Source organism: Bradyrhizobium sp. WBOS07 (assembly GCF_024585165.1).
In the GTDB taxonomy this organism is placed as follows: domain Bacteria; phylum Pseudomonadota; class Alphaproteobacteria; order Rhizobiales; family Xanthobacteraceae; genus Bradyrhizobium; species Bradyrhizobium japonicum_B.
The window spans coordinates 1816334-1841152 of record NZ_CP029008.1 but is presented as its reverse complement, the minus strand read 5'-3'; the positions used below and the strand labels follow the sequence as shown (position 1 = coordinate 1841152).

17 protein-coding genes and 1 pseudogene are annotated in these 24819 nt (G+C 61.7%); 9 read left to right on the top strand and 9 right to left on the bottom strand.

Annotated features, from left to right (window positions below; translation table 11 throughout):
- The first annotated feature begins 137 nt into the window (after positions 1–137).
- Together DCM79_RS08580 and DCM79_RS08575 are read left to right on the top strand one after the other, a co-directional pair.
- Positions 138–3581 (top strand): DEAD/DEAH box helicase, encoded by a 3444-nt coding sequence (locus tag DCM79_RS08580; RefSeq protein ID WP_006022639.1) that lies wholly within the window; start codon positions 138–140, stop codon positions 3579–3581.
- The gene (locus DCM79_RS08575; protein ID WP_006022640.1) at positions 3578–5317 is read left to right on the top strand and encodes a phospholipase D-like domain-containing protein; all 1740 of its coding nucleotides are present in this window, start codon (positions 3578–3580) and stop codon (positions 5315–5317) included. The genes DCM79_RS08580 and DCM79_RS08575 overlap by 4 nt, the downstream gene beginning before the upstream one ends.
- 311 nt (positions 5318–5628) lie before the next feature.
- Here the strand turns inward: DCM79_RS08575 and DCM79_RS08570 are convergent, their stop codons facing one another.
- From DCM79_RS08570 to DCM79_RS08530, 9 genes are all read right to left on the bottom strand, one after another.
- Positions 5629–8943, bottom strand: coding sequence for an exodeoxyribonuclease V subunit beta (locus DCM79_RS08570; RefSeq protein WP_006022641.1), 3315 nt, complete (start codon positions 8941–8943; stop codon positions 5629–5631).
- Entirely contained in the window at positions 8940–11396 is a 2457-nt protein-coding gene (locus DCM79_RS08565; protein WP_244432725.1) for a PD-(D/E)XK nuclease family protein, read from the bottom strand. The genes DCM79_RS08570 and DCM79_RS08565 overlap by 4 nt, the downstream gene beginning before the upstream one ends.
- Before the next feature lie 194 nt (positions 11397–11590).
- Positions 11591–13621, bottom strand: a complete 2031-nt coding sequence (locus DCM79_RS08560; protein WP_006022643.1) for an ATP-binding protein — start codon at positions 13619–13621, stop codon at positions 11591–11593.
- Complete coding sequence (locus tag DCM79_RS08555) at positions 13611–14915, bottom strand: SIR2 family protein (RefSeq protein WP_006022644.1); 1305 nt, start codon at positions 14913–14915, stop codon at positions 13611–13613. Before DCM79_RS08555 ends, DCM79_RS08560 begins: the two co-directional genes overlap by 11 nt.
- 18 nt (positions 14916–14933) lie before the next feature.
- A complete protein-coding gene (locus tag DCM79_RS08550) occupies positions 14934–15950 on the bottom strand; it encodes a nucleotidyl transferase AbiEii/AbiGii toxin family protein (RefSeq protein ID WP_006022645.1) in 1017 nt (338 codons plus the stop codon).
- Positions 15943–16536, bottom strand: a complete 594-nt coding sequence (locus tag DCM79_RS08545) for an AbiEi antitoxin N-terminal domain-containing protein (protein WP_006022646.1) — start codon at positions 16534–16536, stop codon at positions 15943–15945. Before DCM79_RS08545 ends, DCM79_RS08550 begins: the two co-directional genes overlap by 8 nt.
- A gap of 81 nt (positions 16537–16617) precedes the next feature.
- Positions 16618–17949, bottom strand: a complete 1332-nt coding sequence (locus DCM79_RS08540; RefSeq protein WP_006022647.1) for a hypothetical protein — start codon at positions 17947–17949, stop codon at positions 16618–16620.
- A complete protein-coding gene (locus DCM79_RS08535) occupies positions 17949–19061 on the bottom strand; it encodes a toll/interleukin-1 receptor domain-containing protein (protein ID WP_006022648.1) in 1113 nt (370 codons plus the stop codon). Before DCM79_RS08535 ends, DCM79_RS08540 begins: the two co-directional genes overlap by 1 nt.
- On the bottom strand, positions 19058–19693 hold the full coding sequence (locus DCM79_RS08530) for a hypothetical protein (RefSeq protein WP_006022649.1): 636 nt from the start codon (positions 19691–19693) through the stop codon (positions 19058–19060). The genes DCM79_RS08535 and DCM79_RS08530 overlap by 4 nt, the downstream gene beginning before the upstream one ends.
- 93 nt (positions 19694–19786) lie before the next feature.
- Between DCM79_RS08530 and DCM79_RS08525 the strand changes: the two genes are divergently transcribed.
- The 7 genes and pseudogenes from DCM79_RS08525 (at position 19787) to DCM79_RS31835 (ending at position 24810) form a co-directional block, all read left to right on the top strand.
- Positions 19787–20341 (top strand): hypothetical protein, encoded by a 555-nt coding sequence (locus tag DCM79_RS08525; protein WP_006022650.1) that lies wholly within the window; start codon positions 19787–19789, stop codon positions 20339–20341.
- A gap of 108 nt (positions 20342–20449) precedes the next feature.
- A complete protein-coding gene (locus DCM79_RS08520) occupies positions 20450–21277 on the top strand; it encodes a hypothetical protein (protein ID WP_249131581.1) in 828 nt (275 codons plus the stop codon).
- Between the two features lie 51 nt (positions 21278–21328).
- Positions 21329–22723, top strand: a complete 1395-nt coding sequence (locus DCM79_RS08515; protein WP_006022652.1) for a hypothetical protein — start codon at positions 21329–21331, stop codon at positions 22721–22723.
- 49 nt (positions 22724–22772) lie between these two features.
- The gene (locus DCM79_RS08510) at positions 22773–23453 is read left to right on the top strand and encodes a phage exclusion protein Lit family protein (RefSeq protein ID WP_158267765.1); all 681 of its coding nucleotides are present in this window, start codon (positions 22773–22775) and stop codon (positions 23451–23453) included.
- The gene (locus tag DCM79_RS08505; protein WP_006022654.1) at positions 23444–23701 is read left to right on the top strand and encodes a hypothetical protein; all 258 of its coding nucleotides are present in this window, start codon (positions 23444–23446) and stop codon (positions 23699–23701) included. The genes DCM79_RS08510 and DCM79_RS08505 overlap by 10 nt, the downstream gene beginning before the upstream one ends.
- An 18-nt stretch (positions 23702–23719) precedes the next feature.
- Positions 23720–24223, top strand: coding sequence for a GIY-YIG nuclease family protein (locus DCM79_RS08500; protein WP_006022655.1), 504 nt, complete (start codon positions 23720–23722; stop codon positions 24221–24223).
- 316 nt (positions 24224–24539) lie between these two features.
- Positions 24540–24810, top strand: a pseudogene (locus DCM79_RS31835) (ArdC-like ssDNA-binding domain-containing protein).
- Positions 24811–24819: the final 9 nt, after the last annotated feature.

Sequence of the window (24819 nt, the reverse complement as noted above, 5' to 3'; positions counted from 1 at the left end):
GCATGCTTGGGAAAACGCGCAAAATATCGCTTTGCAGTCGATAACTCTGACCCAAAGCATATACTGCGCTATCATATACGAATCACCGCATTTGTACTGTTTCAAGGATGGATTACGGCGCTATGGCGCGAGCTACCATGCAAGGCAAAGCGACGCTCGACGCACGATTCAAGTTTGCTGATACCGCGTTTTCGAGCGGCACCGAAGGTTGGAATTCTCAACTTCGTTTTGCCACCGGCATCGCCGACGGCGAGGACTATCTTCTTCGTCTGTTCAAGAAGACCGGAACCCCGCTGGACGAGGACCTGAAGCGGCTCATCACGCACGGCCTCAGGCGTGTCCGGCGTGTTCTGTCGTCACGCCGTGCGCGCCAGTTATTGGTCGAGGTTCTTGAGATCGTCGAGGACCAGGAAGAGATCGGTATCTTAATGGTTGATCCTGGCAGTCCGATCTGCGGGTCATTGCACAGGGTTCGAGCGCGAGAAGGCCGGCTGCTTACGACGACCGGCCGCAAGATGTTTTGGCGCAATATCTTGCGCGTAGCTGAAGGACTTGCACTTTGTCATGATGCGGGCATCGTGCACGGCGCTGTCAGCGAACATACGATCTTTTCGCATAGCGATGAAAAAGAGGATTTCCGACTCGGCGGCTACGAAGCGTGCGTACACATTGCCGACGGCGATGTGGGCGGCGCGGGACATCTGCTGCGGCCCTCCGGCACCGTCTCGTTTCGCCGGGACTGGAGTGATCTTGGGCAGGCAGCGTCGCGGATCCTCGGCCTGACCGAGGACGGCGGCGGTCCTTCCCTGCTGTCGATCGAGCGACGCATGCTTAATCGTCTTGCCGATCCGCCACGCTACCAGCTTTTCGACGGAAGTATCGTGCTAAACGAGATCGCCGAGGTCGTGGCCGATCTTGACCGGTCGGGGTCAAGCGGCGAAGGCGAGCTAATTCTCTACCCTTCCACCCAGGTTACCCAAAGCGACCTTGCATCGCTTACATCGGGCACCATCCCGGCTGACGATAGGGATGCGGTCCTCCGTTTTGTCGAAGAGGATCTCAGCGGACCAACGGTACGCACTGTTGTCGTAGATGAGGCCTTCGTGCGTATCGTCACCGACCTTGCCGCGTATGGCGTGAAAGTCATCGATGACTATGTCGGCATGATCGAGAACGCCAACAAGAGGCGGCCTGACGACTACATCTATGATGCCGTCGAGGTTCGCCACCGGATTCATCTTGCGCGAACTCGGAGAAGCGCCGAAGAGCGAGTACGCAGGCTTGGCCCTGGCGCCAAACCGTGGATTGACGCGAGTGTCACAACAGGAGTGAGCCGATCAGTCGAAGAGATTCCCACTTGGTACGCCCTCATTCTTCTCGAAGCCTTTACTTGGCTGCGGGAGCAATTCCGAATCTATCCCGTCGAAGTGCTTCACCCGCCGTCCGGCGGGGATTCAGATTTGGCCTGGATCGCCTCCCGCGAAGATCCCGACCGGGACATGCGACGCAAGCTGATGGGACTGCGCCCGGCATACGACGCCTTGGCGCGCGAATTGAAGTACGACGACGGCAAACCAAATTGGACTCTTTCACGCAGCGACGCGCTCGCCGGCGATCGGGAGCGATTTCCGGAACTCAGTTATGAGGGAACGGGCGGTGTCGTCGACGGCCGCCTACCGTTCACGTTCGCGACAAGCGAAGCTGTTGTACCGGGGCAGCTTCTTTTTCTTCGTCCTCGAAGAGATGGTGGATTTGAACGCGCAATTCGCCGCCGCCTTCAAAATATTGTGGCGGCCCGGACGAATATTGAACTCTTGAGAGCGATTGACGATCCGGCGCAGGTCGCGCTGGACGAAGTATTACGTGATATTGCGACCCCGAATGCGGTGCCGCCGGACGAGATGGACGGTTCGAAAAAGGTGGCATGGGACGCAATCGTATCAGGCAAGTCCATCAATGTCGTTGTTGGCCCTCCTGGCGTCGGCAAGACGTTCCTAATTTCGAATCTTGTCAAAAGCATTCTGGACAAAACACCGGACGCAAGGCTTCTAGTGTCGGCGCAAAACCACGAGACCTTGATTCAAATGGAGGACGAACTCAAGGCGACACTGGCGAGCGGCACGAAGATCGTCGTTCGTGTCGAGCGGACACGATCGACCGATGAAGTCAGCTCCTTGCGTGCGAGCTCCGTTGATCTTCTTAGGTCCGTTTCGACGGTCGACCACGCCGCTGAAAGCATGATGGTCAACCAACGCTATCAAATCAAGCAGGCGCTCCGGCCCGTTGATGCGTCGGAAGCGACGGTTGCGGAACGCGTATTTCGCGATACCGACAATCTGCTGCTGCGCTCTTCCGATGTCACGCTTGCCACGACATCGTCGCACATCATCGAGGAGATGATTGCCGATGGCGATCAATTCGACTGGGTCATCGTCGAAGAAGCGGCCCGCGCCAACGGTGCGGAACTGATCGGCGCGCTATTGCTGGGCAACAGAAGAATCATGGTTGGCGATCACAACCAACTCTCTCCATTCGATGCCGCCCAGCGGCAACAATTCTACGATCCCGAGCGCGCAGTTGATCTGCTGCGGGACGCGAAGGAGCGGCTTGAAACCATCTCCGATCTACCGCCGGAAGTTACTGAGGCGCTTGATACAGTTAAGTCGAGCGAACATCTGATGAGGGAGGCTCTCGCAACAGCGGCGCGTCTTGAAGAACCGTTTCGATCAATAGCTGAGCGCGAAATTGAGCGCGAAAAGGACACGGGGCGTCCGAGCACGATCGTCAACACGCTGCTGGAACAGAGCCGCATGCACCCCGCCATCGGCGATCTCGTCTCGAATACTTTTTATGACAGAAAGCTCGCTCCCTCCGACCGCGTCAAGCGTCGCACGCTAACGGTCACGTCCACGGTCGCGTACCTCACCTCTCCAATCGTTCTTCTCGATTTTCCGCCCCTCAGCATGTCAAAACGGCGACATTTCGAACACAAAGTGGAGCGATCATTCCGCAACGAGCTTGAGGCGCAGGCCTTGATAGCGGCCTTGAAAGGGTTGCGGCCGATAGTTGGCGCGGACGGCCGCCGACCGACCCTCGTGATCATCTCGCCCTACGCGGCGCAGGTGAGATGGTTCAAGCGCTTACTGCGCGGCCAAGTCAGGAAAGACAAGACCTTGTTCGGCTTCGCGAGCCCGCGCAGTAATGGTGAGTTCGTCTTTACCAGCGATAGCTTCCAAGGTGGCGAAGCCGATGTCGTGGCCGCCAGCCTTACGCGCAACAATGTCATGGTGGGATCGCGCGCGCTCGGATTCGTCAAAAGCCCACAGCGCATGAATGTGCTGCTCAGCCGCGCCAAGCAAAAGCTGATTCTTGCCACAAGCCAGCGCTTCATTCGCGAAGTGGTCGAAGGAATCGATCCGGATGCAAAAAAGGACGATCTTGAATTCCTACGAAAGATGCTGAAGGAGCTCGCGACCCTCGCCGGGACCGATTACGAGCTCGTCAGGAAGGATGCTCCTAGCATTAAGGTGAAAGGCGCATCCATCGTCGCGATCGACGAGAACGGGAGGCTTCCGGCGTGAAAATCTACCTTCCCGCTTGGCACTATCGCGCGCGCGCCATCGTTCAACGCACATGGGGATGGAGTCCAATCGAAGAAATGATCCTGCTCGCGCTCGATCGCACCCCAGAAACGATCGAAGAGGTGGCAACGTCGCTCGGGATTCCAAGCCAGGTCGCGGGCTCGACCATCGCGCGGTTGATGCAGTTCGGCCTGGTCGAGCTTCGCCTGGCTCCTGTCCCTCAATTGGCGACAAGCGGCGTCGGTCAAGACTTCATCCGGTTGGGTGGCGCCTTGCCGGAGCGAACTGAAGATCGGGAGATTCACATCAGTCTAGTGCTGGAGAAGGTCGGACACTCGGTCTTTCGCAACCGCGACGTCGAGACCGCTCCACTCTATCGGATGACCCATACAGATCACAAGGTCAACTTTCCTCCGGGCCCAGATGAGACCGATGACACAATGGCGGTCCGCGTAACGCAGCTCGTCGCCGGCATGCTCCGTCCCGGCGAATGGCTGCGCGGCGTTCAAACGATCAACTCCGTTCTCGAAAGAAAATATCTCGCGATCGAACTGAACGACGTCAAGAACGGATTGCTCCCTGAGGGGGCCAGCCAGGACTTGATCGGCGCTCTTCAAGCAACAATCAGGACTGGTATTCTGCCGGAAGCTAGCGATCCGCAGCCAAGCCGGTCAGTGACCGTCGATACGATGATTGGCACCGATCAATTGATCGTCGGCGGCGAACAGCATCTCGAATGCTTCGAACGCATCGTGGGTCAGGCCGAGGAAGACGTTTTCGTACTTTCGACTTTTGTGACGCCTCACGGCGAAAAATACACGGAGCAACATGAACGCATTCGAAAAGCTCTTGAACAGGCTGCGCAGCGTGGCGTGCGCTGCCACTTGTTCTACGGTACTGCGCTAGACACCGACAGAAAGAACGCGATCGCGATGCAGGAGCTCAATATGCGGCTCTCGTCGGTCCGTCGCGCGCGTGGCTTTGTGTTCACGCAGCGCGATTCTGTTCGAAGCCATGTGAAATGCCTTGCCGCGGATGACGGCCACGGCGGCGCTGTCGTCGTGCTCGGCTCCTCCAATTGGCTGTCGTCGCCCTTTTCTGCCTTGGAGGTGTCTGTCGAGCTGACAGAGAACCGCGCGGCCGCGGCGGGCCTGGATCTTTTGCGTTCTATCGTGTCACCTCTTTCAAGCGCCAGCCGTTCGATTGAGACGCTCCAATTCATAGCATCGGATTTAAGGCGCTCGCGGAGCGCCTTAACATCTAGCGCCGATGCTGGAGGGAGTATTCCAGTTCGGATGAGCATTCTCCAGGCTGACGATCATGAGCGATTGATTCGGAGGGTTGCTCACGAAGCCGAAGAGCGATTTGTCTGCTGTACCAACAAGGTCGGAGCTCCCATGGTGCCGGCGATCTTTAACCCCGCCGAAATCGCAGGACGCCGACTCGACGACGTCCGTGTTTACTACTCGCGCCAGACCGGGCCGATCAAACGGCGGCACGTCAAGGCCCACCGCGAACGGCTACATGGTGTAGTCGATCTGATCGCCGTGGAGGATCCGCAAGTCCATGCAAAGTTTCTTTTGTGGGACAGAGATCACGTCGTGGTGAGCACGATGAATTGGGGCTCTCAGTCGGGTTCACCGGATAATCCTCTCGACGAGATCGGCCTCCATTTGGAAGGGCCTGGCATAGCCGAGTTCCTCCTAATGAAGTTCGAGAGTCAACTCGACGATTAGTATCTGACACGTATTTTGGGCTGCGTCCAAATTGTCAACGCGCTGCGCGCCAATTGCGCTGAAATTGCTGAGTTCTTTGTTCAAGGTGGAAAGAGAACCTTTCGCCATCTATCATCAGGCGCAGCCAAAACGCCTGATAAATACAAAGCAGACCGAGCTCGCCGATTTTCCTACAGACTACGACGAAGATCGGTATGACCCCCAAAAATCTGCCGTCGTGAAAGCCACGCCGTCATAACGCAACCCGTTTGCAGTGCTTAGCCGGGTGGGCAGCCCCGATCGGGAGCGTCCAAAAGACCGCCTCACGAATTTTACCGTGGCGTTCTAGTCGTGACCCACCGAATGACGCCATCCGTCATGTAAACCACGGCGCCCCGAGGTGCTCCTGTGGCACGAAGATAGTCGCTCAGCTGAGCGGCATGATCGCGCCTATCCTGCTCGCTGGGCGCGACATCGCTCTTCCAATCCAGGACAACGGCAGGCTGACCATCTTGAACAGCGATGGCATCTATCCGCCCAGCCAGCGCAGTCGCCGCGGGTGAAGCCGAGAGCATCGCATAAATTGGCCACTCCGGAGCGAGGCTTGGCCTGAGTGCGGCGATTTCGGGCAGTGCAAGGGTGCGCGCGACGGTCACCGCTATTTCCTCTGGGTCCGGAAGCTTCGCTCCGTTGTCAGCATCAATTATAAGCTGCGTCATCAGCACTCGCGCACGTGCAGCGACGACCGGCATCTCCTCGGCCAGTTCGCCGGTAAGCATCTCCTCCATCAGCTTGTGGAGAATAAGGCCCCGCACGCGGCCGGCGCCGACCGGCAATTCGGTTTCTGGGGCTTCGCCAGGCTCCATCGCGATCGCCTCACCTCTTGGCGCTCGATCAGGATCGTGATCGCTTGGCCGCAGCCACTGGAGCGGCATCGCCGCGGCGGCGATCGCGGCACGCTCTGCCCCGAACAGCTCCGGCGTCTGCGTATTCGGAGGCGCGACGTCGGTCACGCGGGCGACCGGCGTCAAGTGCGACAGGACAAGCTGCGGCAAGTCCCGATGCGCAAGATCAACGATCCGTGCCCAGGACCGCTGCTCAGCCTGAGGCAATTCCGGAACGATCAGAAGTTCGCGGGCGCGCGTGCAGGCGACATACCAGAGGCGCTCCCGCTCGCGGGCCAAGCTATCGTCTTCAGACTCGAGTGCGCGAAGCAGTTCCGGCGGAACCACGTCGCCAATCAGCCAATGCAGTGTTTCGTCGTCGGCGCGGTAGACGAATGCCTCGCGCGAGCGCAGCAAGGTGCCGGTGTTGATCGGAATTACCACCGGCCATTCGAGACCCTTAGCGCTGTGGATCGTGATGATTTCGATCGCATCGCCTTCCGCATCAACTCGTCCCTCATTGTGGGGCACGCCGTCGCGCCATTCCCGGGCGAGATCCCGAACGAACTTCCTGAGGCCTCGCACACCGTAAGGCCGCGCACGTTCCAGGAACGCTTCGAGATTGGCGGCCGCGCGCGCACTACGATCACCCTCGCGCGCGGCGAGGGTTGCACGGACCGCGAGGCGTTCGATCGCTTCGGCCAAGAGCAGCGCAGGCGTGGTCGCCCGCACGCGTTTTCTGAGGTCTTGTAGGATCGCGAGCGTGCGACGTGCCAGAGGATGGGCGACATGATCGACATCGGTCAGCACCGAGAAGCGCTGGGGCGCTTCGGCGCGATCGAGATGCGGCGGAAGACCCACGGTGATGTCGAGTAGCTCCTCCTCAGTAAGCCCGACCAGTGGGCCACGCAGCAGCGCGCCGAAGGCCAATGTGTCGCCAGCGTCGGCGAGTACGCGAGCTAGCGCGAGCAGGTCCTGCACTTCTTGCCGGCGGAACAAACTCTTGCCGGCCTGCGAGGCGATCGGCAGCCCGCGCTGCTCGAGCGCGCGCTCATAACGCCAAAGCTCGGCGCCAGTTGGCGCAAGCAGGGCGATGCCGCCGGCAGTGAGCGGTACGATTGCGCCGTCCTCGTCGCGGATAGGGAGATTGCCGATAAGGCGGGTGCAGAGATCGGCAACGGCTTCGGCCTCCGCGTCGCGGATTTGAGCGGGCCGAGAATCAGGCGGCACATCCACTGTGATTCGCGCCGCGCAGGGCAGATCATGATCGGGGTCGCCGAGCGTCGACGTGAGCGGCACGTAACCGGGCTGGCCTTCTCCCGACAACGGGCGCGCGAAGCAGCGGTTGATGTGCCTAAGGATGTCGGGACGCGAACGAAAATTGGCGGTGACCTGAACGATATTTTCCGGCAATTGCCGCTCAACAGCGGCGCGCGCCTGCGAGTATGAGCCGATATCGGCGCCTCGGAAGCGATAGATTGCCTGCTTCGGGTCACCGACCATGAATAAAGCCCCGGCACGCAGCACGCTGTCCTGCCAGCGTCCGGCGCGATCCTTCCCCGCGATCCCGAAGAGGATCTCTGTCTGAACAGGGTCGGTGTCCTGAAATTCGTCGACGAAGATGTGGCGATAGCGTTCTCCAAGCGCGCGGCGCACGTCGTCATGCTGGCGCACCAGCGCACGCGCCTTCTCGAGCAAGTCGTCGAAGTCCAAGACTGCAGCGGCCCGTTTGAAGGCGGCGTAGTCATCGAGTACTTCGTCGAGCTCGGCCGCAAGCTGGGCGACAAGCGCGGTCGCGAACCGACCAAGAACGGTCCGGTAGCAGCGATTGACCCGCTCAAAGCATGCGGTCGCCTCTTCATTGAGGAGCGCGCCTCGCTCTTTGCCCGCGACACGCTCCCAAGCTGATTTCCGTCTCGGCGTGAGAAGATCGAAACTGTGTCGGCGCATGCACGCGAGCTGTGGCGGATGGGCGAGACGCCAGAGCGTGGCAAAATCCGGTGGAGGGTCGAAACTACCGGCGTAGAAGTTGGCGAGCGTCTCAAGCTCTCCGACCAATTCTAGGGTCTTGGGCTCGACCGGCTGCGACGAAATCCAGCGTCGGAAGTCCGCGACGGCGTCGACCAGGTCGATGTCGGGCCGACCGCCGAGCTCGGCGGGCAGAGCGCGTGCGCCGCGATATCTGAGACGGAAGCGTGCGAGTTCCTGAAGAGTATCGACGATGCGACGCGGATCATCGCGCGAGAGTGTCGCGATGGCATCGCCTGGCCGCTCGGGCGCATTCAATCGCCGTTTCAGCCACTGCTCGAAGACGGAATCGAAGGCCGCCGCCGCCTGAACGGCGTCAAGAATGCGCGCGCCCGGATCAATGTCGGCCTCAACCGCATAGCTGGAGATGATCGTCTGGCAAAATGCGTGAATGGTGGCGGTTGTCAGTTCGTCGAGCTTCGCCGCTGCACCGGAAAGTGCGCGTCGTTGGTCCACGTTTAGTCCGTTGGGCAGAGCAAGCCGCAAAGGTTGAGGCACACGTCCCGCAAGCAGCTCCTCGACATAGCGTTGCACGCGCGTCGCCAGCCCGCTCGCGGCAAGCTCTGTGAAAGTGATCGCGGCGATCGCGCCGGGCTCGGTGCCACGCGCGAGCAGCATGGTCAGGCGTCCGGCCATTAGCGCCGTTTTGCCGGTGCCGGCGGCGGCCTCGACGAGCAACGTGGCGTCGAGATCAGTCAGGATGCGAAGCCGTGCGGGATCGTCGGCGAGTGTCATCGGCAGCCCCACACTCGTGCAAACCCTCCGAAAGCGCGCATGAACGCGCCGTTCTTGAGCTGAAGATAGGCTGCTGGCGACGACGGCAGGGCTATGCGGAAGTCATTGTGCTCTTCCTGAGCGTCGGGGCCAGGCAGGGCATGGCCACCGCGCAGGAGGGTGATGGCCGCCGTGACATGCCCGCCGAGTTCGGCGATCGCCTGGTCGACGTCCGGTAGGCGATAGGGCCTCGGCTCTTTGTTGCCGAGAAAGACGAGGCGCGCGATCACGCGCGGATTGTCGGGGAGCAACTGACTGGCCGCGACCGAATAGATGACGCGCTGAAGCTCCGCACCGCGGCCAAGCACGATCTCCTCCGCTCGGCGCGGTTCTACGCCGGTCTTATAGTCCGACACGCGCACGCCGCGACGGTCGCCGGTGAGATCGAGCCGATCGATATTGCCTCGGATGCGCACCTGGGTACCGGGAATCGTAACAAGGGAATCGGGGCGCCAGGGTAGATCGTGTGCCATCGCACCATCGCCAGCTTGACTGAAAGCAAGCTCCGTCCAGCTTCGCGTACCGGGTTGGAACGTCTCGTCAAGCGTCAGTGCCTTGAGGGCGAGCTGAGCTGCGGCAGCGAGCGTGTGTTTCCAGAGCAACGCGGGCGGCGCCGATCGCTTGAGTGGCCAATGCGTGCGGACCGTCTCCGTCGAGGTCGCGAGCGCAGCTTCGATTTCCTCCCGGGACGCACGCGCATAGCCCGGCACAGGTTCGAGCGCATCAACCGTGCGCTTCAGCAACTCATGGACCAGCTCACCATAAGAGCGTGCGTCCAGCGTGAGGGGCTGATCGTCTTCTGGGACCGCGCGCCAGCCCAGCGCGTAGCGCCAGACGAAGGCGAGCGGATCGCGCAACATCAGCCGCAAGGAGGTGGCGGACTGGACATCACCGATTGCGCGGACGATTTGGGGATGGTCTGCGCGAACCTGGCCATCGTGGGCGGTGACGATCGGGCGCCGCCAGTTGCGCCAGCAGAGATTGGCTGCGGTGAGCGCCGGCGATGTCGCCGCTTCGTCCGGCCGTGCAAGAAGACGATCGGCCTCGCTGAATGCATGCTGCGGAATGCGCGCCCGCTTCAGGATCTGCAAAGATGCGCTCTGCGGGATCAGCGGGCTGGCGGACAACTGCCCACCTTGAGCGTTACGCCGGCTTCGCGAGAGAACGCAGCCGCGCGCCGCCTGACTGGTGATGACGGCAAAGGCGCGTCGATCTTGCTCGGCGACGGGATCAGGGTCAAGCACAGAGCGCGGCAGGATGTGGGCCGGTATCAGTGGGTCCTCGGCCGTGCGGCGCGGCCAAGAGCGCGATGTCATGCCGAGCAGGCGCACCCAGGGACGCGGCGCACCTGCAAGGTGGCTCGCCGGGCACCAGACAGCGCTCGCGCCTGGATCGCGTCCATCGGGCAGCCGCAAGTCCTCTAGTGAGAATTCGAGCCCTTCGGCCGGCGCGCGTCGAAGCGCCTCGGTCCAGAGCGCACGGGCCGCTGTGCCCAATAGCATCGCGCCGGCCTGCGCAGCCGCCTCGGGGCCACTCGCAAGCAGCCGCAGAATGGGCATCACGACCGGTCTTGGATCGCCTGCGTCGGCGCGGCGGCCGGTCGCCTCGTCAAGCGCGCGCTGCCACTGATCAATCTCGAACAGCGCCGCACCAGGCTGGAGGCCGAGCGACCAGTCCGCAGGCAAGTCGGCCAAGGCACGGCTTCGACCCGCGGCATGGCCGAACAGTCGCCGGAGGCGATCCTGGCCAAGCCCGTTGAGCAGGACGTCGGCAAGTGCGGCGCACGCTTGTCCCTCGCGCGATGCGAGGACCGGCACGCCGTGCGAGAAATGGAGTGGGAGATCCGCGTCCGCGACGAGAACCAGGAAGTGCTCGTCCCAGTCCTCGGTGGCCGTGGCACAGATCGCGATCTCATCGGGTCGCGCGCGGCCAGAGGCAATGAGTTCACGCATCCAACGTAGCGCTTCGACTGCTTCGGCGCGCGGGTTCGCGCAGGAAACTAAGGATATGTCCGCAGCCATCTCGCGGTCGCTGGTAATTAACTGGCCCGGAAACCAGTTCGCATCGGAGGTTCCAGGATTGCGCCAAGCGAGTGGGACCGTCTTCGCGAGCGTCGCAAGAAGCGGACGCCAGACCGATGCAATCTCACTGAGCTGATCGATATCGATTGACCCGAGCGCTGCAGCCGCATGGGCCGCGTGCGCAATTGCGGCATCGCGCAAGTCGCGCGGTGTCAGAACCCCTGCTGGGAGGTTGGCGCGAACGCGGCGCTCGACCTCCGCAAGCTCGGCAAGCCGAGCATTGTGGCTAGCGAGCCCCTCAAGATCGAGGTCGGCTTGCCAAACCTTTGCGAGCGTGCGGGCGATTGACCGTGTCGTGCCCGGAAGCTGACGGATACCTTCGAGCTCCGTCAAGCCGCCGGCGGCGAGTGCAGCGCGAATGGCTGGGTCGAGGTCCTGGGATCGCGCCGGTCGGTTAAAGCCTCCGGCGAGACGTGCAGCAAGCAGTGGAAGTGTGAAAATCTGCAGCCCAGAATCCGCTCGCTGTGCGGCAGCGATCCGCGCTGTACGGAATGCAAGCGGCCCTTCGACAACTATCGATCGTCGACTCATTTCCCCTCAGCCGCGACGCTATCATCGCCATGTTCGAAAGTTGCCGGCGTAATGCGAACCTGAGCCGCTCGCCCCTCCTCATGGAACCACAAATCTCTAATTCTCGCGTCATCGCTTGCAGGCAAAGGATTTGCGTCGCGCACGCGAAAGGTCGTGGGAAGGTTCACGGAGGTGCCGAAGACCAGCGCATGCTGCTTCGGAAGCGACGGGAGCCGCTTCAGGACCGCCTCGGAGATGAACGGGGTCATCTGCCGTATATGAGCAAGGTCGTCGGGATTCTGGATTCGATGGATGACGAAATTCGAGCACTGCGAAAGAATGGTCTTCGAGAGTTCACTGGGCCTCTGCGAAGCGGCGAGAATGAACAGCCCGTACTTTCGCCCTTCCTTGGCAATCCGCTCGTAAACTCTGCTGGCGTCTATGGCATAGCGGGATGGCTTCTCCGCGATGTATCGATGCGCTTCCTCAAGAAGCAGATGGATCGGAAACCGATTGCGTGGATCTGCTTGTCGGAGCAGCCGAAAGGCCATTCTAGCGAGCACTGACGCTACGAGCTCGACAACCTCATCCTCCACCGCATTCATGTCGATGATGACGATCTGGTTGCGTTTGACCCAACCCGCTCCGTCGCGTGCCAAACCGAGGAGCTGCTCAAGGAAGTTTTCGAGCGACGGCCCAGCTTGGCTTCCTTGAAGGTCGTAGCGCAGGAACGCATATTCAGGTCGCTCCTCGAGCGACTTAAAACGCGTCAGCATCTGCGAGCAGTAATCTCGGATCTGACGGTTACCGTGAGCCTCCTCGTATAGGATCGCCAGATCGAGCGCCTCTCCCAACGCGGAAAACTCAAAGGGAAGGTTGGCATATGCCGGGAATTTCAAACCTTCGATGATAAATCCGCCGCCATTGGCGTTTCCCAACAAATAGGTTGTTAAACCGGCAGGGTTGGCCATCTGGCCGAAGCCGATTTTGATGAATGGCGCGATCTTTTGATTGTTGATCTCCGGCGTGTTGAATCTTTGCAGCAGACCGACCATGCGATCGTGTTTTGACGGACTGCCTGTGTCGTCACGAAGAATTTGGCTCAGGCAGGTTGCCAGAATGTGGTTCTTGATCCCCTTCAGCTCCGCCGCGCTGCCCGCTGAGAACAATGTTGCCAGCCCGAGCGCCATGCGCAGTATCGGTAGTTGGGTGCGCTCGCTGGCCTGCAGAAGCAGCTCCCACTCTGACTGCTCCAGAAACCAATGGGGCAGACGAAAACGCTCCGTGCGTGCGGTGCCGTCCAGAATGACATGGTCCACGCCGATCTGCTTGCGCTTTGCGAGCGGCGACAGCGCCTTCGCATATTCTCCATTGACGTCGAATACGACGAACGTGGCACCGCGAGCATGGTGTTCTTCCGCCTTTTCGAACAAGGATTGGAGGACCGATGCGACCGTGCAGGACTTCCCGCTCCCTGTGTTTCCCAGGACGGCAGTGTGTCCGCCGAAGAAATCATCGATCCTGACCTTAACGTCGTAACCCTCGAATATGACGGACCGGCCGATCGTCAATGCGCGATAGCGGGTGGCATCAGGTGGCGTGGGTGGAACATTGTCGATCGGGGGTGTAGGCTCCGAAGGATGATCGGTTTCGAAGACTCGATCCAGTTCAGCGTCCAGCGCATACAGTGCGTCGCCGTAGAGTGACGGGAACACGGAGACGCCGAAGCGAAACCTTTCGCGCCGATCTTGAGGCAGCATCCCGACGGGAACGACATCGAGGTACTTCGCCGAAGAAGCCTTATCCAGCTCCCCTTCACTGCGACTAACATGACCAACGTCGCGCTCACGCAGGCCGACGACCTCGACAACCACGTACTCGGTTTGCACCGCGACCATCAGGAACGATCCGAGCCTGGCGACATAGTGAACGTCGTCGAATCCGACGACGGTGAAGTTGTCGGTGCCCGCATGCATCTCGATCACGAAACGGTCGGCCGCGACCGAGACCACCTTGCCGATTGCGCGCTTCCGATCGTCACGACTCATCGTCATCCTCCCCCTTCTGGGGAGCCGCGGCCTCCTTCTTCGGGGCCATCGCCTCGATCACCTTCCGAACGGCGTCATCAATGCGCTCGCTCGGGCGTTGCGGCATGAACTCTTCGATAATGGTGTCGAAGTAATGGGCTTTGCGTCCGGCGCTGCGTCCGGCACCCCCAATGATCCAAATTCGTGGATCATTTAGCGCGCGAAGCTTCGCAATCTCCCCGTCCAAATCTGGATCTACAAAGATCACGAGCCGGAACGTGGGAATCGTCAGGGCCTGATAGATGATATTGTTGATGTGCTCGTCGCCGAAGGCATACCCCATCGTAAATAGCACGCTCTGTTCGCGAACAATGCGTGACTGGAATTCCCGAAACAGATCGGCATAGGGAGACCCAAGGCTCGAATTCTGCTTGGCAGGCGTCGGATAGATCATCACCTTGCCCGGTTCTTTGGAGACGGCCGTTTCTCGGATCGGGAAAAGTCCGTGATCGTCCTCTGTCCAACTAATGGACCCATGAATCTTACACAGATAGACAAAGCCATCGACCGCAGACCACTTGCGGCTGGTGACATCGAGCTGTTCAGCGAGGGCGTACCGAAACGTCGCTGGATTGAACCGCCGTTCGACAACGCCGGAGAAGCCGTTCGTGTATGGCAGGCCGAGCCTATCCATTGCGGTCTCGTTGAAGAGATCGTAGTTCGTGGTGAACACCCAAGGACGCGGAAGAGATCGGTCGCGCAGCACAAGCTTGCGATAGAAGGATTCATAAAGGCCAACGACGGTATGGTCGCCATTCGCGAAGGCGCCGTTCGTGCATTTGGCCCAAAGAAATGTTTGAACCTTCTTGATGATCGATTCGACAGTCTTGAGTCTTGTGGCGGCATCACTCAGCGAACTGCGCACTAAGACGAAGCGCAGGCTGAAAAGAAGCTCCATCAGCCGCTCTAGGTTGCGCGCATACTCCGCGGCACCGAGGTCGATTCCAAACTGCTTCAACAGAGCATCACGTTCGTCGGCTGTCGGGAACGATTGATCCCCTTCCTTCGGTGCCGCCGTGAATTCCTTCGCGAGGGGCGCCATCGTTGGGATGCCGACCTCCTTGTCATTAGCCCACGACGAAGAACAGCCAGCTCCCAGGAGGAACGCCACATTTTTGGCATTCAGTGACTCAGCCAACGCCTTTCTGACAATATCCGCCCCATCAGGCCAATCATAATCAGCCTTCTCACCCTCGACGCCGCGAATAAACTTGAATGTGAGCTTCGATGGCTCCGTCTTGTCTGCATCCGCCACCGCATTCCCCCCAAATCTCTATTTCGCCGCCTCGTTTGCCCGGCGCGCGACATCTGCACTCCGCGCCATGAGGACCTCGAAGGTTTCAGCATCTTCCAACAGCAGACCGTCCTCGACCATGCGACCATAATCTTCTTCCAGCGCCTTCGCGGCATCACCGCCAGGCACGAGCTGCAAACCGCCATTCACGGCAGCCGCATAATCGATCGGACTTCGATCGGCCGCCCTCTCAACGAAGAACATGCCCTTGTGGCGCGCGACCGCGTTCGCCAGCTCCCTATCGGCGAAAGCCGCATCCGCCAGGCCGGCGTCATCCAGACGCGCTATGTCATGCCAGTGGCGTGCGAAGCGATCACCGCGCAGCCGCTGCTGGAGGCAGAAGACGTGGACAGCCGTCGCCTTCTCCCAGAAGGTCCGCTCGGCGTGCATCACGCGCGGCCGCGCTGTTGGGAACGTTACGCCTTCAACCAGGCCGGATGCATCGCATTTGATGTCGCGGAGGCTCGCCGGCTCGCCCGTTGATCGCGCCCCGAACTCCAGCATCACACTCGGTGCGACGTAGCCCGAGCCAGCGGTGGTCGCCTCGTAGTCGACAAACAGCTTCTCGCCTTCCACGCGGACGGCAGCCGCCAACGTCGCGGCAGCCAACGCGTCCGCGACGACCGGCTGCGCGGTGCCCGCCACCCAATCCGGCAAGCGCTTGCGCACCTCGCTCGACCAGCGCTTCTCCTCGCTACGTGTTTTCGGCAACGCCTCGCCGTTGCCGTCCACCAGGTCGGGCGCGATCGCCCGGATGTCGTAGGTCAGGTCGACGTCCTCGGAAAACCGCCGGATGACCCCATAGGCCTTCGACAGTGACGTGCCGCCCTTGAACACCAGATGCTCGCCGAGCGCCGACCCGTAGAGCGTGGCGAGCGCCCAAACCACCCACACATCCTTCTCGAGAAGGTGCGCCGGTCGTCCCGACTGATCGGCCGCGACGCTTAGCGCCTCGCGGCGGTCAGCGACCGGAAGGTGGAGAAAGGCGTCAGCCATGCGCCGCCTTTCCTACGCTGCGCGCGAGCCAGGTCGGAAGCTGCGGCGCTGCCGCGACCAGTTCGCTGAAAGTGGACGGCGAGAGCTTCCGCTTCAACGTTTTCAAGGCGGCTTCCGCTTTCTCCGGCCCAAGCCAGGCCAACGCCCGCACCGCCTCGCCAGCCGGCTTATGAGCCAGGGCGAGTTGCCAGCGCGGAGCATGACGAAGTTCGACAACCTGTTTGCCGAGATTCATCGTTCGGCTGCGGCCGGAGGTTAGATAGACCGACCGAACCGGCACCTGGGTCGTCAGGCCGAGAGTGTTGGCCGCCGCCGCCCCGCTCGGGACGATGACTTCGCCGCGCTGGTTGGCGAGCGCCTCGACCGCTTGCTGGACGGAGGGGGCCCTCGTTCCGAACCGGCTCGTGATGGGACGGAGATAGACGCCGCGACCGGCCCGGATCAGTTGGCCCCGCTCAGTCAGACGCGACAAAGCCTGATCCACCGCGGCGCGATTACCGAGGTGAAGCAAGCTCTTAGCCGCCACGGGCGTACCTTCCGGCAACCCTTCGGCATGCGCGAGAATCTGTTCGGTTAACCGTTGCATGGCCGTTCTCCTGTCAGAAATATACGCGGTTTTCTGACAGTTTTCAAGCCAGCGGACTTGCTGGGGAGCCGTCTATTTCGGCTAGATCAAGGGCGAACCCCTGTCGAGTAGACCATCCAGGAAATCCTCCCGCGAGCTGATCGGCCCCGCGAGCGTCGCAAGGATCAACGCCTCGACGATCTGGCGGGCCAACGACCGCGCCATCACCCGCTCTTTCGTCGAGATGGCGGTCATGGCTCGGCCGTGCAGGAATGCGCTTCGCACGTTGAAGAGCTGCTCATACTGATCGGCGAAGCGTCGATCGCCCAGCAGGCCGGCCACCCGTCCCCGAATTCTATTCGTGGCGCGCATCCCTTTGTGGCGGTCAGGCGCGATGCGAAAATTCTTCTGATAGTCCGCGCGCAAGCCGAGCGCCGCCTCGATCGTCGTGATGTGCGCAAGGAATTCATCCACGCCCTCGGCCAGGAACGCGCGGACGAGGAAGTGAGGGATCGGCGTCTCAAACAAAACCGATTGCTTCGCCTGCTCGACGGTCGTCCATCGGCTCTGGTCCCACACCGTCAGCTCGGTCTTTGCATCCTCTTCTAGGTGCAGCTCGACCGGGCGCTCTTCCTCGTATGTCCCGCCATAGCCATCGTCGTAGACCCGGTCCTCCCAGCTCAACGTGTCGGGGGACGGCGGCGAACTGGGACGAACGAAGATGTCGCTGTCGATCGTGTAGACCCATGGCACACGGAAGCCCCGCCAATCGACTTCCTGCATGGTCGACCAGCTCTCCCAGGGGGCCAGCAGGAGGAAGAACAGCGCTTCTTCCAAGGCAGTCGGGAACCGCCCTTGATGCGGTTCGACCCGCCCCAGATCTAGGCTCAGGTCCATGAACAGGACCGGGACCGCGCGTTCCTCCGGCTCCTGCTCGAGCACCACGACCTCCTCAACGATCAGCCAGTGGAATTCGGCGAAGCGCTCGGCATCGAAGTCCTGACGCGGATAAAGCCGCCTCAGCCGGCGCGCATCGATCACGCCGCGCAGCTCGTCGGCGCTCAACCGGCACACCCTGGCCGGACCGAATGCGTGCGGCGGCAGGTCGGCGGCAAGATCGAGCGGCGCAAGGTGAATGCGCCTGGCCCGGGTAGCGCGCAGCGCCGCGTCCAATCCCTTCGCCGCTTCCTCCACAGGCATGGCAAGATGGGCCGTGTCCTTCTGCAGGTGACATGGAAGGCCCAACGCCCGCAATGCCGTCGAGAGCGCGAAGTTCGGCCCCTTCTTGCCGGCGTTTGGGTAGTCGTCGCGGCAGATCTCACGCAGCCGCATGAAGGCCGGGTGCGCAAGAATATTGTCGGGCCCGGGCGGTCGTATGCGCCACAGGTCCGTCATCGCCATCAGCATCGCCATTCTCGGACCCGTCTCGCTCATCAGGAGATCCGGAGCCGCCGCAAAAGCTTGCCGAGGACCGCCTCGTACTCCTCGGGCTTGGAGAAATCGGCGTAGAGCTTGCCTTTCAAGAACTCTGGCAGCTCACATTCCTCGTAGAGCAGCGGCAGCACGACCACCTCGCCGCTCGCGATCTCGCGGTTCATCGCCACGTCGAGCTCCTTCTTCACCCAAGGAGCGCCGATCGACTTTTTCGACAGGACGACGGCGATGTAGCGGCTGAGCTTCATCCCCTCTTCGATCTTGGCGATCAGCGAGTCCCCGATGTCGATTTCGGCCTCGTCCAGCCACACATGCTCTACGCCATGAGCGAGCAGATCCTTGCGAAGCTGGCGCACGAAGGGTTTGTCGACGCCAGTATGGCTCAGGAAGATGCCGTGATACTTCTCATGCGCCGGATCGGCCTTCTCCAACGCGAGGCTGTCGCGAACGAGCTGGTTCTGGGCTTCCTGCGACGTCGGCGGCGTCAGCAGCCAGCCCGTCGGGGTGCCGAGCATCAGCTGACCGCCGAGGCTGTAGCCCTCCGGCGTCGCGGCGATCGACCCATAGCCTTCGCCGGGATCGGATAGGCACAGCGTCCAGCCGCCGGTCCGCGACAGAACCTCGAAATAGCGCGCGAAGGGGCTGTCGAGATCGACCGGCCCCATCCTGCGCCCCTTCTTAATGAGAAGCTCCGAACGCTTTACGAAACTCGCCACTTTCGGCGCCACATATCCAAGATGGGTTTCGCGATAGCCGAAGAAGTTCACCCGCTTCGGCTCGGACAGGCACCAAACGACCGTCGCGCCACCCGCAATCGCGGCCTCCATCTCCTTGCGTCGGTCCTCGCCATCGAAGGCGGAGTCGAGGTCGTAGCGGTCATTCTGCCCCTTCAGCTTGCCCAGCTCGTAAAGTTCGTTCGAAAACTCTCCGGCCTTACCGAACAGAAAATGCGTGTAGCTCTCCGGATTGATGATGATCGTGTCGTATTCGTAGAGCGGATAGGCCGCCCGCTCTCGATCGACATCGGGCTGGCAGAGCCCGAGATTTTCGATCTCCACGCCATCGATCTTGTCGCCGGTGTAAGTCAGCCCGACAGTCAGCACCCGTTTCACGTGTCGTTCCTTTCCGCCGCCTGCTTGGCCGCCTCTCTAGCTTTCACTTCCAAAACCTCGCCGCGGCTGCCGACGAGCGCGATCTCGATGCCGGCCAAGGCGCACCGCGGCGCGAGCCGCTCGGCCAGGCGCAAGGTGCCGTCCGTCAGCGGAACCACGGCCACCTGACGCCCCTGCGATGGCGTGGCCATCAGCAGGCCTACGGTCTCGCAAAGACCCCGGTAGAGCCGCGACAACTGGCCTGGATGCCGCGCGTTGATAATGCCGCCCTTGCATTCGGCCGAGATGACGTGGTCGCCGATATTCGCGACGACATCACCGAGCCCGGACTTCGGGTTGACGGTGATCGTCTGGCCCGCCGGATTTCGATAGACTCCGCCATAGGCGGTGCTACCGACGCCGGAGACCTTGGTGAACGCTCGCCGCCCCAGCCAGCCCGCGAAATCGAACTGCTTTCCGTGCTCGCCGTCGGGATGGACACGGACGTCCCGTGCGCCCTGCGTGCGGAGCAAGTGCATCGCGTAGGCGACCATCACCGCGCCCTCATACAGATGATGTTCGTGGGCGCCGTCCGATTTTCCGGCGCGGTTCGGCGGCGGCTCGAGCGCCGTCACGAGATCCTCGAAATCCAATCCAGCCTCCCCGCGATATCTGCGGACGCGCAGCGCGCACCATTGACAGGAGCTTATAACCGGCCATATTTGCCCGGTAAAGGAAGGCCTGTCATGTTTACCTATAGCCCCGAAAAATTTGCGTCGCTCTACGCCTCCGAACTTGGCCAGCGCATCTGGGCCTTTCTCACGCGGCCCGAAAACGTCGCCCGCCTGGAGACCGCGTCCGAACTCGGCAAGCCCGCGGTCGAAGGCATCGAGGAGCAGCTCCTGGCGGAATTCCGCGAGGAGGTCTTGGCCGACCGCGTGAAGCAGATGGTCGGCCATATGGTGCGGCAGATCCTGGAGCAGCGAGATTGGGTGCTCGACCAGACCGATGTGAAAGTTCAGTCGGTGCCCTTCAGCAAGGCGGCACGCTATCGCCGGCCTGACTGGTTCACCTTTCACGCCTTCCGCAACAGCAGTGATCCGCGCGACGTCGTTATCACCGATCGCCGGCAAAATCCGACGCTGCCGAACGGCGCGCGCTGGACCTTCTACGCTACCTTCGCCAGCCCGCTAAAAGCGGCGGTGGCGTTCGGCGTCAACGACATCAAGCAGCTTCGTCAGCAGGTCCATTCGCACGGCTTCCACCGTGTTCGCATCGAGCGGATGCTGCGCCGGGCATGAGACGAGCAGATGATGACTGATCTATTCGATGTCGACGGCGCCAATCTCGATCGCGGGTTTGAAAACCTGAAAGCCGCCGAGCTTCCGATCGAGCAGCAGCTTCACGCCATGCTGCAAGAGATGTGGGGGCGTTACGAGCCTTATGCCGACCCCGACTTTCGGCAGGGTTTCGCACGCGATGTCGATGGCCGATTTTGGGAGATGTATCTGGGCTGCACGCTGCTCGAGGCGGGCCGCACCCTGCTTCCCGTCGTCGAGCGCCAGCGCGAAGGCGGTCAGCCGGACCTCTGCGTCCTGGAAGATGGCCGCCGAATCTGGATCGAGGCCATTACCCCAGATGAAGGCGCACCGGGTCCTGACCAGATCGTGCGTCCGGTCCCCCTCAACGAGGGCGGCGGCCTCTTCGCCGCACCGATCCGTCAGGCGCAGTTGCGCACGTCCGGGGCGTTCTGGACCAAGGCGCAGAGGATCGCGCGCTATCTCGAACAGGGTGTGATCGGCCCGGAAGACACGAGGATCATCGCGATCAGTGCGAGCCGCTTCGGCGTCTATGTCGCCGACCAGCCGTTGCCGCTGATCATGACCACGTTATTTCCGATCGGAGATGCCTACATCACCATCGATCGCGAGACCGGCAACGTCGTTGACGAAGGATTTCACCCGGCCCCCTTCATCGACCGCGAACGCAATCCGATCCCGCGCACGGCGTTTCTCGACGAGCGTTTCGCTGACATCTCAGGTGTGATCTGGTCGCGCGTTGGCCTCGGCAACCTCTCGCGTCGAAGCCGCCCGCTGACCTATGTCCACAACCCCTTGGCGCAGGTTCCGCTGGCGACAAGCTGGGGCGTCTGGGATCGCGAGTTCGTCATCACGCCGCGCGGCGACGAGTGGGAGGCCAACGACATTCTGGCGCAAGCCGCAGCGGAGGCATCATGACGATGCGCCCGAGTGCCCGCGTCTGGCGCCTTCCGTTCCGTGAGGTTGATCATGGCCGTCGGCGATGAGCAGCGACTGATCACGCCGATCAGCCAGCGGCAGTTTGAGCTCTATGCGCTGTCGCTCGAACGTGGGCCCAATTTTGATCCCGCGCAGATCTTCGGGAGCTATCAAGCCGGACACGGCAGCGCGAGCGGCTGCATCCTCCTCGATCCGGAGCGCGGGACCTTCACCGCCCTGGCCTTGCGCAGGCGTGTCGATCATCGCTGGGTCCGCGTCGATGAAGGCGGCCCCTATCCCACTCCCGAAGCCGCGCTGGATCAGCTCACCATCAGCATGCGCGCTGGCGAGCCGCCCGAGCCATTGCCGCCGGGCGCACGGCGACGGCCGCTTCTGCTGAAGACCGGATCGCGAGGCACATCGCCGGAGTTCGACCTGCTGACGAGCACGATCAGCCATTTCCCGGCGCTGATGGCGGTCGGCGAATGCTACCTCGCGCTTCCCAATCCGGATGCCAATTTCGTCCCCGATCTGCAGACCAGCAATTTCGCGTCCCGCCTCTTCGAACTCTATCTTCTTGCCTGCTTCCGCGAGCAAGGCCTGATCGTCCGGCAGAAGCATGTCTCACCGGACTTCCTGATCGAGAACGATGGCGCCGCCTGCTGGATCGAAGCCGTGACCGCGAATTCCGAGACGCCCCGCTCCGGCGGGATCGGGGACTGGGTGCATGCTCCGGTCGATCGAAATGAACGCTTAACCGGCGCGCCAGCTGAGCGCTTCGCCAAGACGCTGCGCGGCAAGCTTCAGCGCAACTATCATGAGCTGGATCATGTAAAGGGGATACCCTTCGCTCTGGCGATCGCTGACTTCTATGAATCCGGCTCGATGGTTTGGAGCCGCGAGGCTTTGCCGACCTATCTCTACGGCCTGCGGGCAGATGTCGAAGGCGAAGGCGCCGGGCGACGTGCGATCGGCACGCCGATCAACAATCTTACGGGCAGGCACGGCATTCCGGCCGGGCTATTCCGCGATCCCGACTTCGCTCACCTCTCTGCCGTCATCTTCAGCAACGCGGCGACGCTCGCCAAATTCAACCGCATGGGCTTTCTCGCTGGATGGCGGCCGCCGGGCCTCACGATGACCCGCCGCGGCATTCTCTTCGACCGAACGCCGGGCGCGCTGGAGCCCATTGATTTCGATCTGTCGGTCGACAGCGCCGAATACCAAGCGCTCTGGCCTTGGGGCGAAGCCTGGTGTCAGGAACTGGAGGTCTTTCACAACCCACAGGCGACGCACCCCATTCCCTTCGATCTCATACCCGGCGCGACCCATTGGTTCGAGCGCGGCGGCGACGTCGAGTGCAACACCATGTGGGCGAACTCGGTCATTTCATCGATCACTCATCTGCGCATGGCCGGCGCGCAAGGCGAAAGCGAGCGGCCATGATCTGCCCGCCATGCATGCGTCGCCGTCCTCGCCCATCAAAGGAGCATCGTTGAACATGGAAACGGAACCATCCGACCGGACCATCGTCCTCCATCTCCTGCGCGGGGCTGTACCCGAGCGCGCCGACGAGATCAGCGGCCTATGGAGCCAGTATGGTCATGGTGTGGAAGTCGCGCCGAGCACCAAGGGCGTGACGATGAAGGCCGATGACAAGCGCATCCAGTTCGACACCAAGACGATCGACTTTTTCTGGCTGCTCGGCTTCAGCGCATGGCGTGCCATCGAGGTGTATTCGCCGGCCCTGCTGGTGGCGACATGGACCGGAATGCCGCTTGATCAGGCCCTCAAGATCGATGCCGAACGGGGGCAATACGAATTCGATTACAAGCAGCGCGTCAGCACCGCTCAATCGCTCATCGCGGCCGAACAGACCGCACAGATTTCCTGGCCTGCGGACATCCCCGAGCCGACCGCTGACCGCGACAGCTTGGGAGATGTCCAGCACAAGACGATGTTCGACCTCGTCGCGTTTGCCCTGGCCTTCGCGCTGCTGCACGAATTCCGGCACGTCATGTATTGCGCCGACAAGAGCGCACCGTCGACACTGCCCGAGGAGGAAATCGGCTGCGATAACTGGGCCCGCGAGTTCATGACCAGCGGCCTCGCCGCCTATGCGAAGGAGCATAGGACAACTACGCTCAAGTCCAGCAGAAGCGCGCGATGGGAATAGCGCTCGCCGCCGTGATCATCCATGCGATGACGCCGACCCACGCGCATTGGGGCAATCGGCAGTATCCACCGATCGCCGAGCGGCTGACGGCGATGATCGGAGGCTACAATCTGCCGCCCGGCTCGTCCTTCTGGCCCTTCACGGCCTGCCTTTTGATCACGCTGATGAGGCAGGAGGGCCGGCCGCTCGACATCATCGCGTACTCAAATCAGGAAATGGTCGAGGCCCTGCTCGACCGGCTCCGTTGACGCTGCGGGGAGCGCGACGTGCCGGTCTATTTCATTGGCGAAGATGAAAACGGATGCTCCCCGATCAAGATCGGCGTGGCGAAGAACATCGAGGCGCGCCAGCGCAACCTCCACACGGGGAATCCTTTGGAGCTGCGACTGCTCGGGTGGATCGAAGCGACCGACGCCTTCCAGCTTGAACGAGAGCTGCACAAGCATTTTGGATCGACCCATGTGCGTGGAGAATGGTTCGACATCGAGCCGGGTGACATCCTGGCCATTCTCAAGCGCGCCGGCCGCGCTGGATTTGTCGCCAAGAACGCCGATGCTTTCCAGATCGTCGGTTATGATCGCGACGCCATTCCCGAATACCTCGGCGTGTGGGAATGGGCCGATCTGGAAATCGACGAATGCTGCCCGTTCTGCGGATGTCTATGCGGCATGCATTTTCAGGAAGCCTCGCAGATGTACTATTGCATCCGATGCGACACGCTGACCGACTTTTCCGAGCTCGATCCGCGTGAGTATCCGCCGGACGAGTGATGTCCTGAAAGGCGGAAAGATGCCAATCCTGAGAAGCTGAAACCCGGCTTTGCGCTTCTGAGGGGAACGCCATCCCCTGCGGCCGGCCTTCGTCTCAGCCGCCCCCTTTTGCGGGGAGCCCCCGCAACGCCCCCTTCAGAGTGAGAGTGCGGACCGGCTTCGCCGTGACGGGTTGAGGGCTGAAAGAGGGGCCCCGGCGCCGGTCGCGGAGATCGGTGATGTCCAGAAAGACCTGACAAGCTCGGGCTGGCCAGGACCGGGCGAGCTATACGATGAACTTACCGACAATATCATCGCAGAACTTGAGGCCGGGCGCGTGCCTGGGTCCAACCTTGGAGGACGGCGGCTGCGAAGGCGCCACTTGCCAAACGCCGCGACCGGGCGGAATTATTCCGGGATCAACGTGCTGATCCTTTGGAGCGCCGCGGCACGGCTTTTCGGGCCAGAGCGGGCCCACCTTCCGCCAGGCGCTCGCGCTCGGCGGCAATGTCCGCAACGGCGAGCGCGGCACGTCCGTCGTGTACGCCGACCGATTCGTACCCGACGACGAGAAGCGGCGCGCCCGAGCAGGCGCGAGCGGCGATTGATTGCTGCGC

Excerpts from the sequence above, each read along its gene's own strand:
- DCM79_RS08580 (WP_006022639.1), top strand. The coding sequence starts at position 138 with ATGCAAGGCAAAGCGACGCTCGACGCACGATTCAAGTTTGCTGATACC.
- DCM79_RS08570 (WP_006022641.1), bottom strand. The coding sequence starts at position 8,943 with ATGACACTCGCCGACGATCCCGCACGGCTTCGCATCCTGACTGATCTC.
- DCM79_RS08560 (WP_006022643.1), bottom strand. The coding sequence starts at position 13,621 with ATGAGTCGTGACGATCGGAAGCGCGCAATCGGCAAGGTGGTCTCGGTC.
- DCM79_RS08550 (WP_006022645.1), bottom strand. The coding sequence starts at position 15,950 with ATGGCTGACGCCTTTCTCCACCTTCCGGTCGCTGACCGCCGCGAGGCG.
- DCM79_RS08545 (WP_006022646.1), bottom strand. The coding sequence starts at position 16,536 with ATGCAACGGTTAACCGAACAGATTCTCGCGCATGCCGAAGGGTTGCCG.
- DCM79_RS08540 (WP_006022647.1), bottom strand. The coding sequence starts at position 17,949 with ATGAGCGAGACGGGTCCGAGAATGGCGATGCTGATGGCGATGACGGAC.
- DCM79_RS08525 (WP_006022650.1), top strand. The coding sequence starts at position 19,787 with ATGTTTACCTATAGCCCCGAAAAATTTGCGTCGCTCTACGCCTCCGAA.
- DCM79_RS08520 (WP_249131581.1), top strand. The coding sequence starts at position 20,450 with ATGCTGCAAGAGATGTGGGGGCGTTACGAGCCTTATGCCGACCCCGAC.
- DCM79_RS08515 (WP_006022652.1), top strand. The coding sequence starts at position 21,329 with ATGGCCGTCGGCGATGAGCAGCGACTGATCACGCCGATCAGCCAGCGG.
- DCM79_RS08505 (WP_006022654.1), top strand. The coding sequence starts at position 23,444 with ATGGGAATAGCGCTCGCCGCCGTGATCATCCATGCGATGACGCCGACC.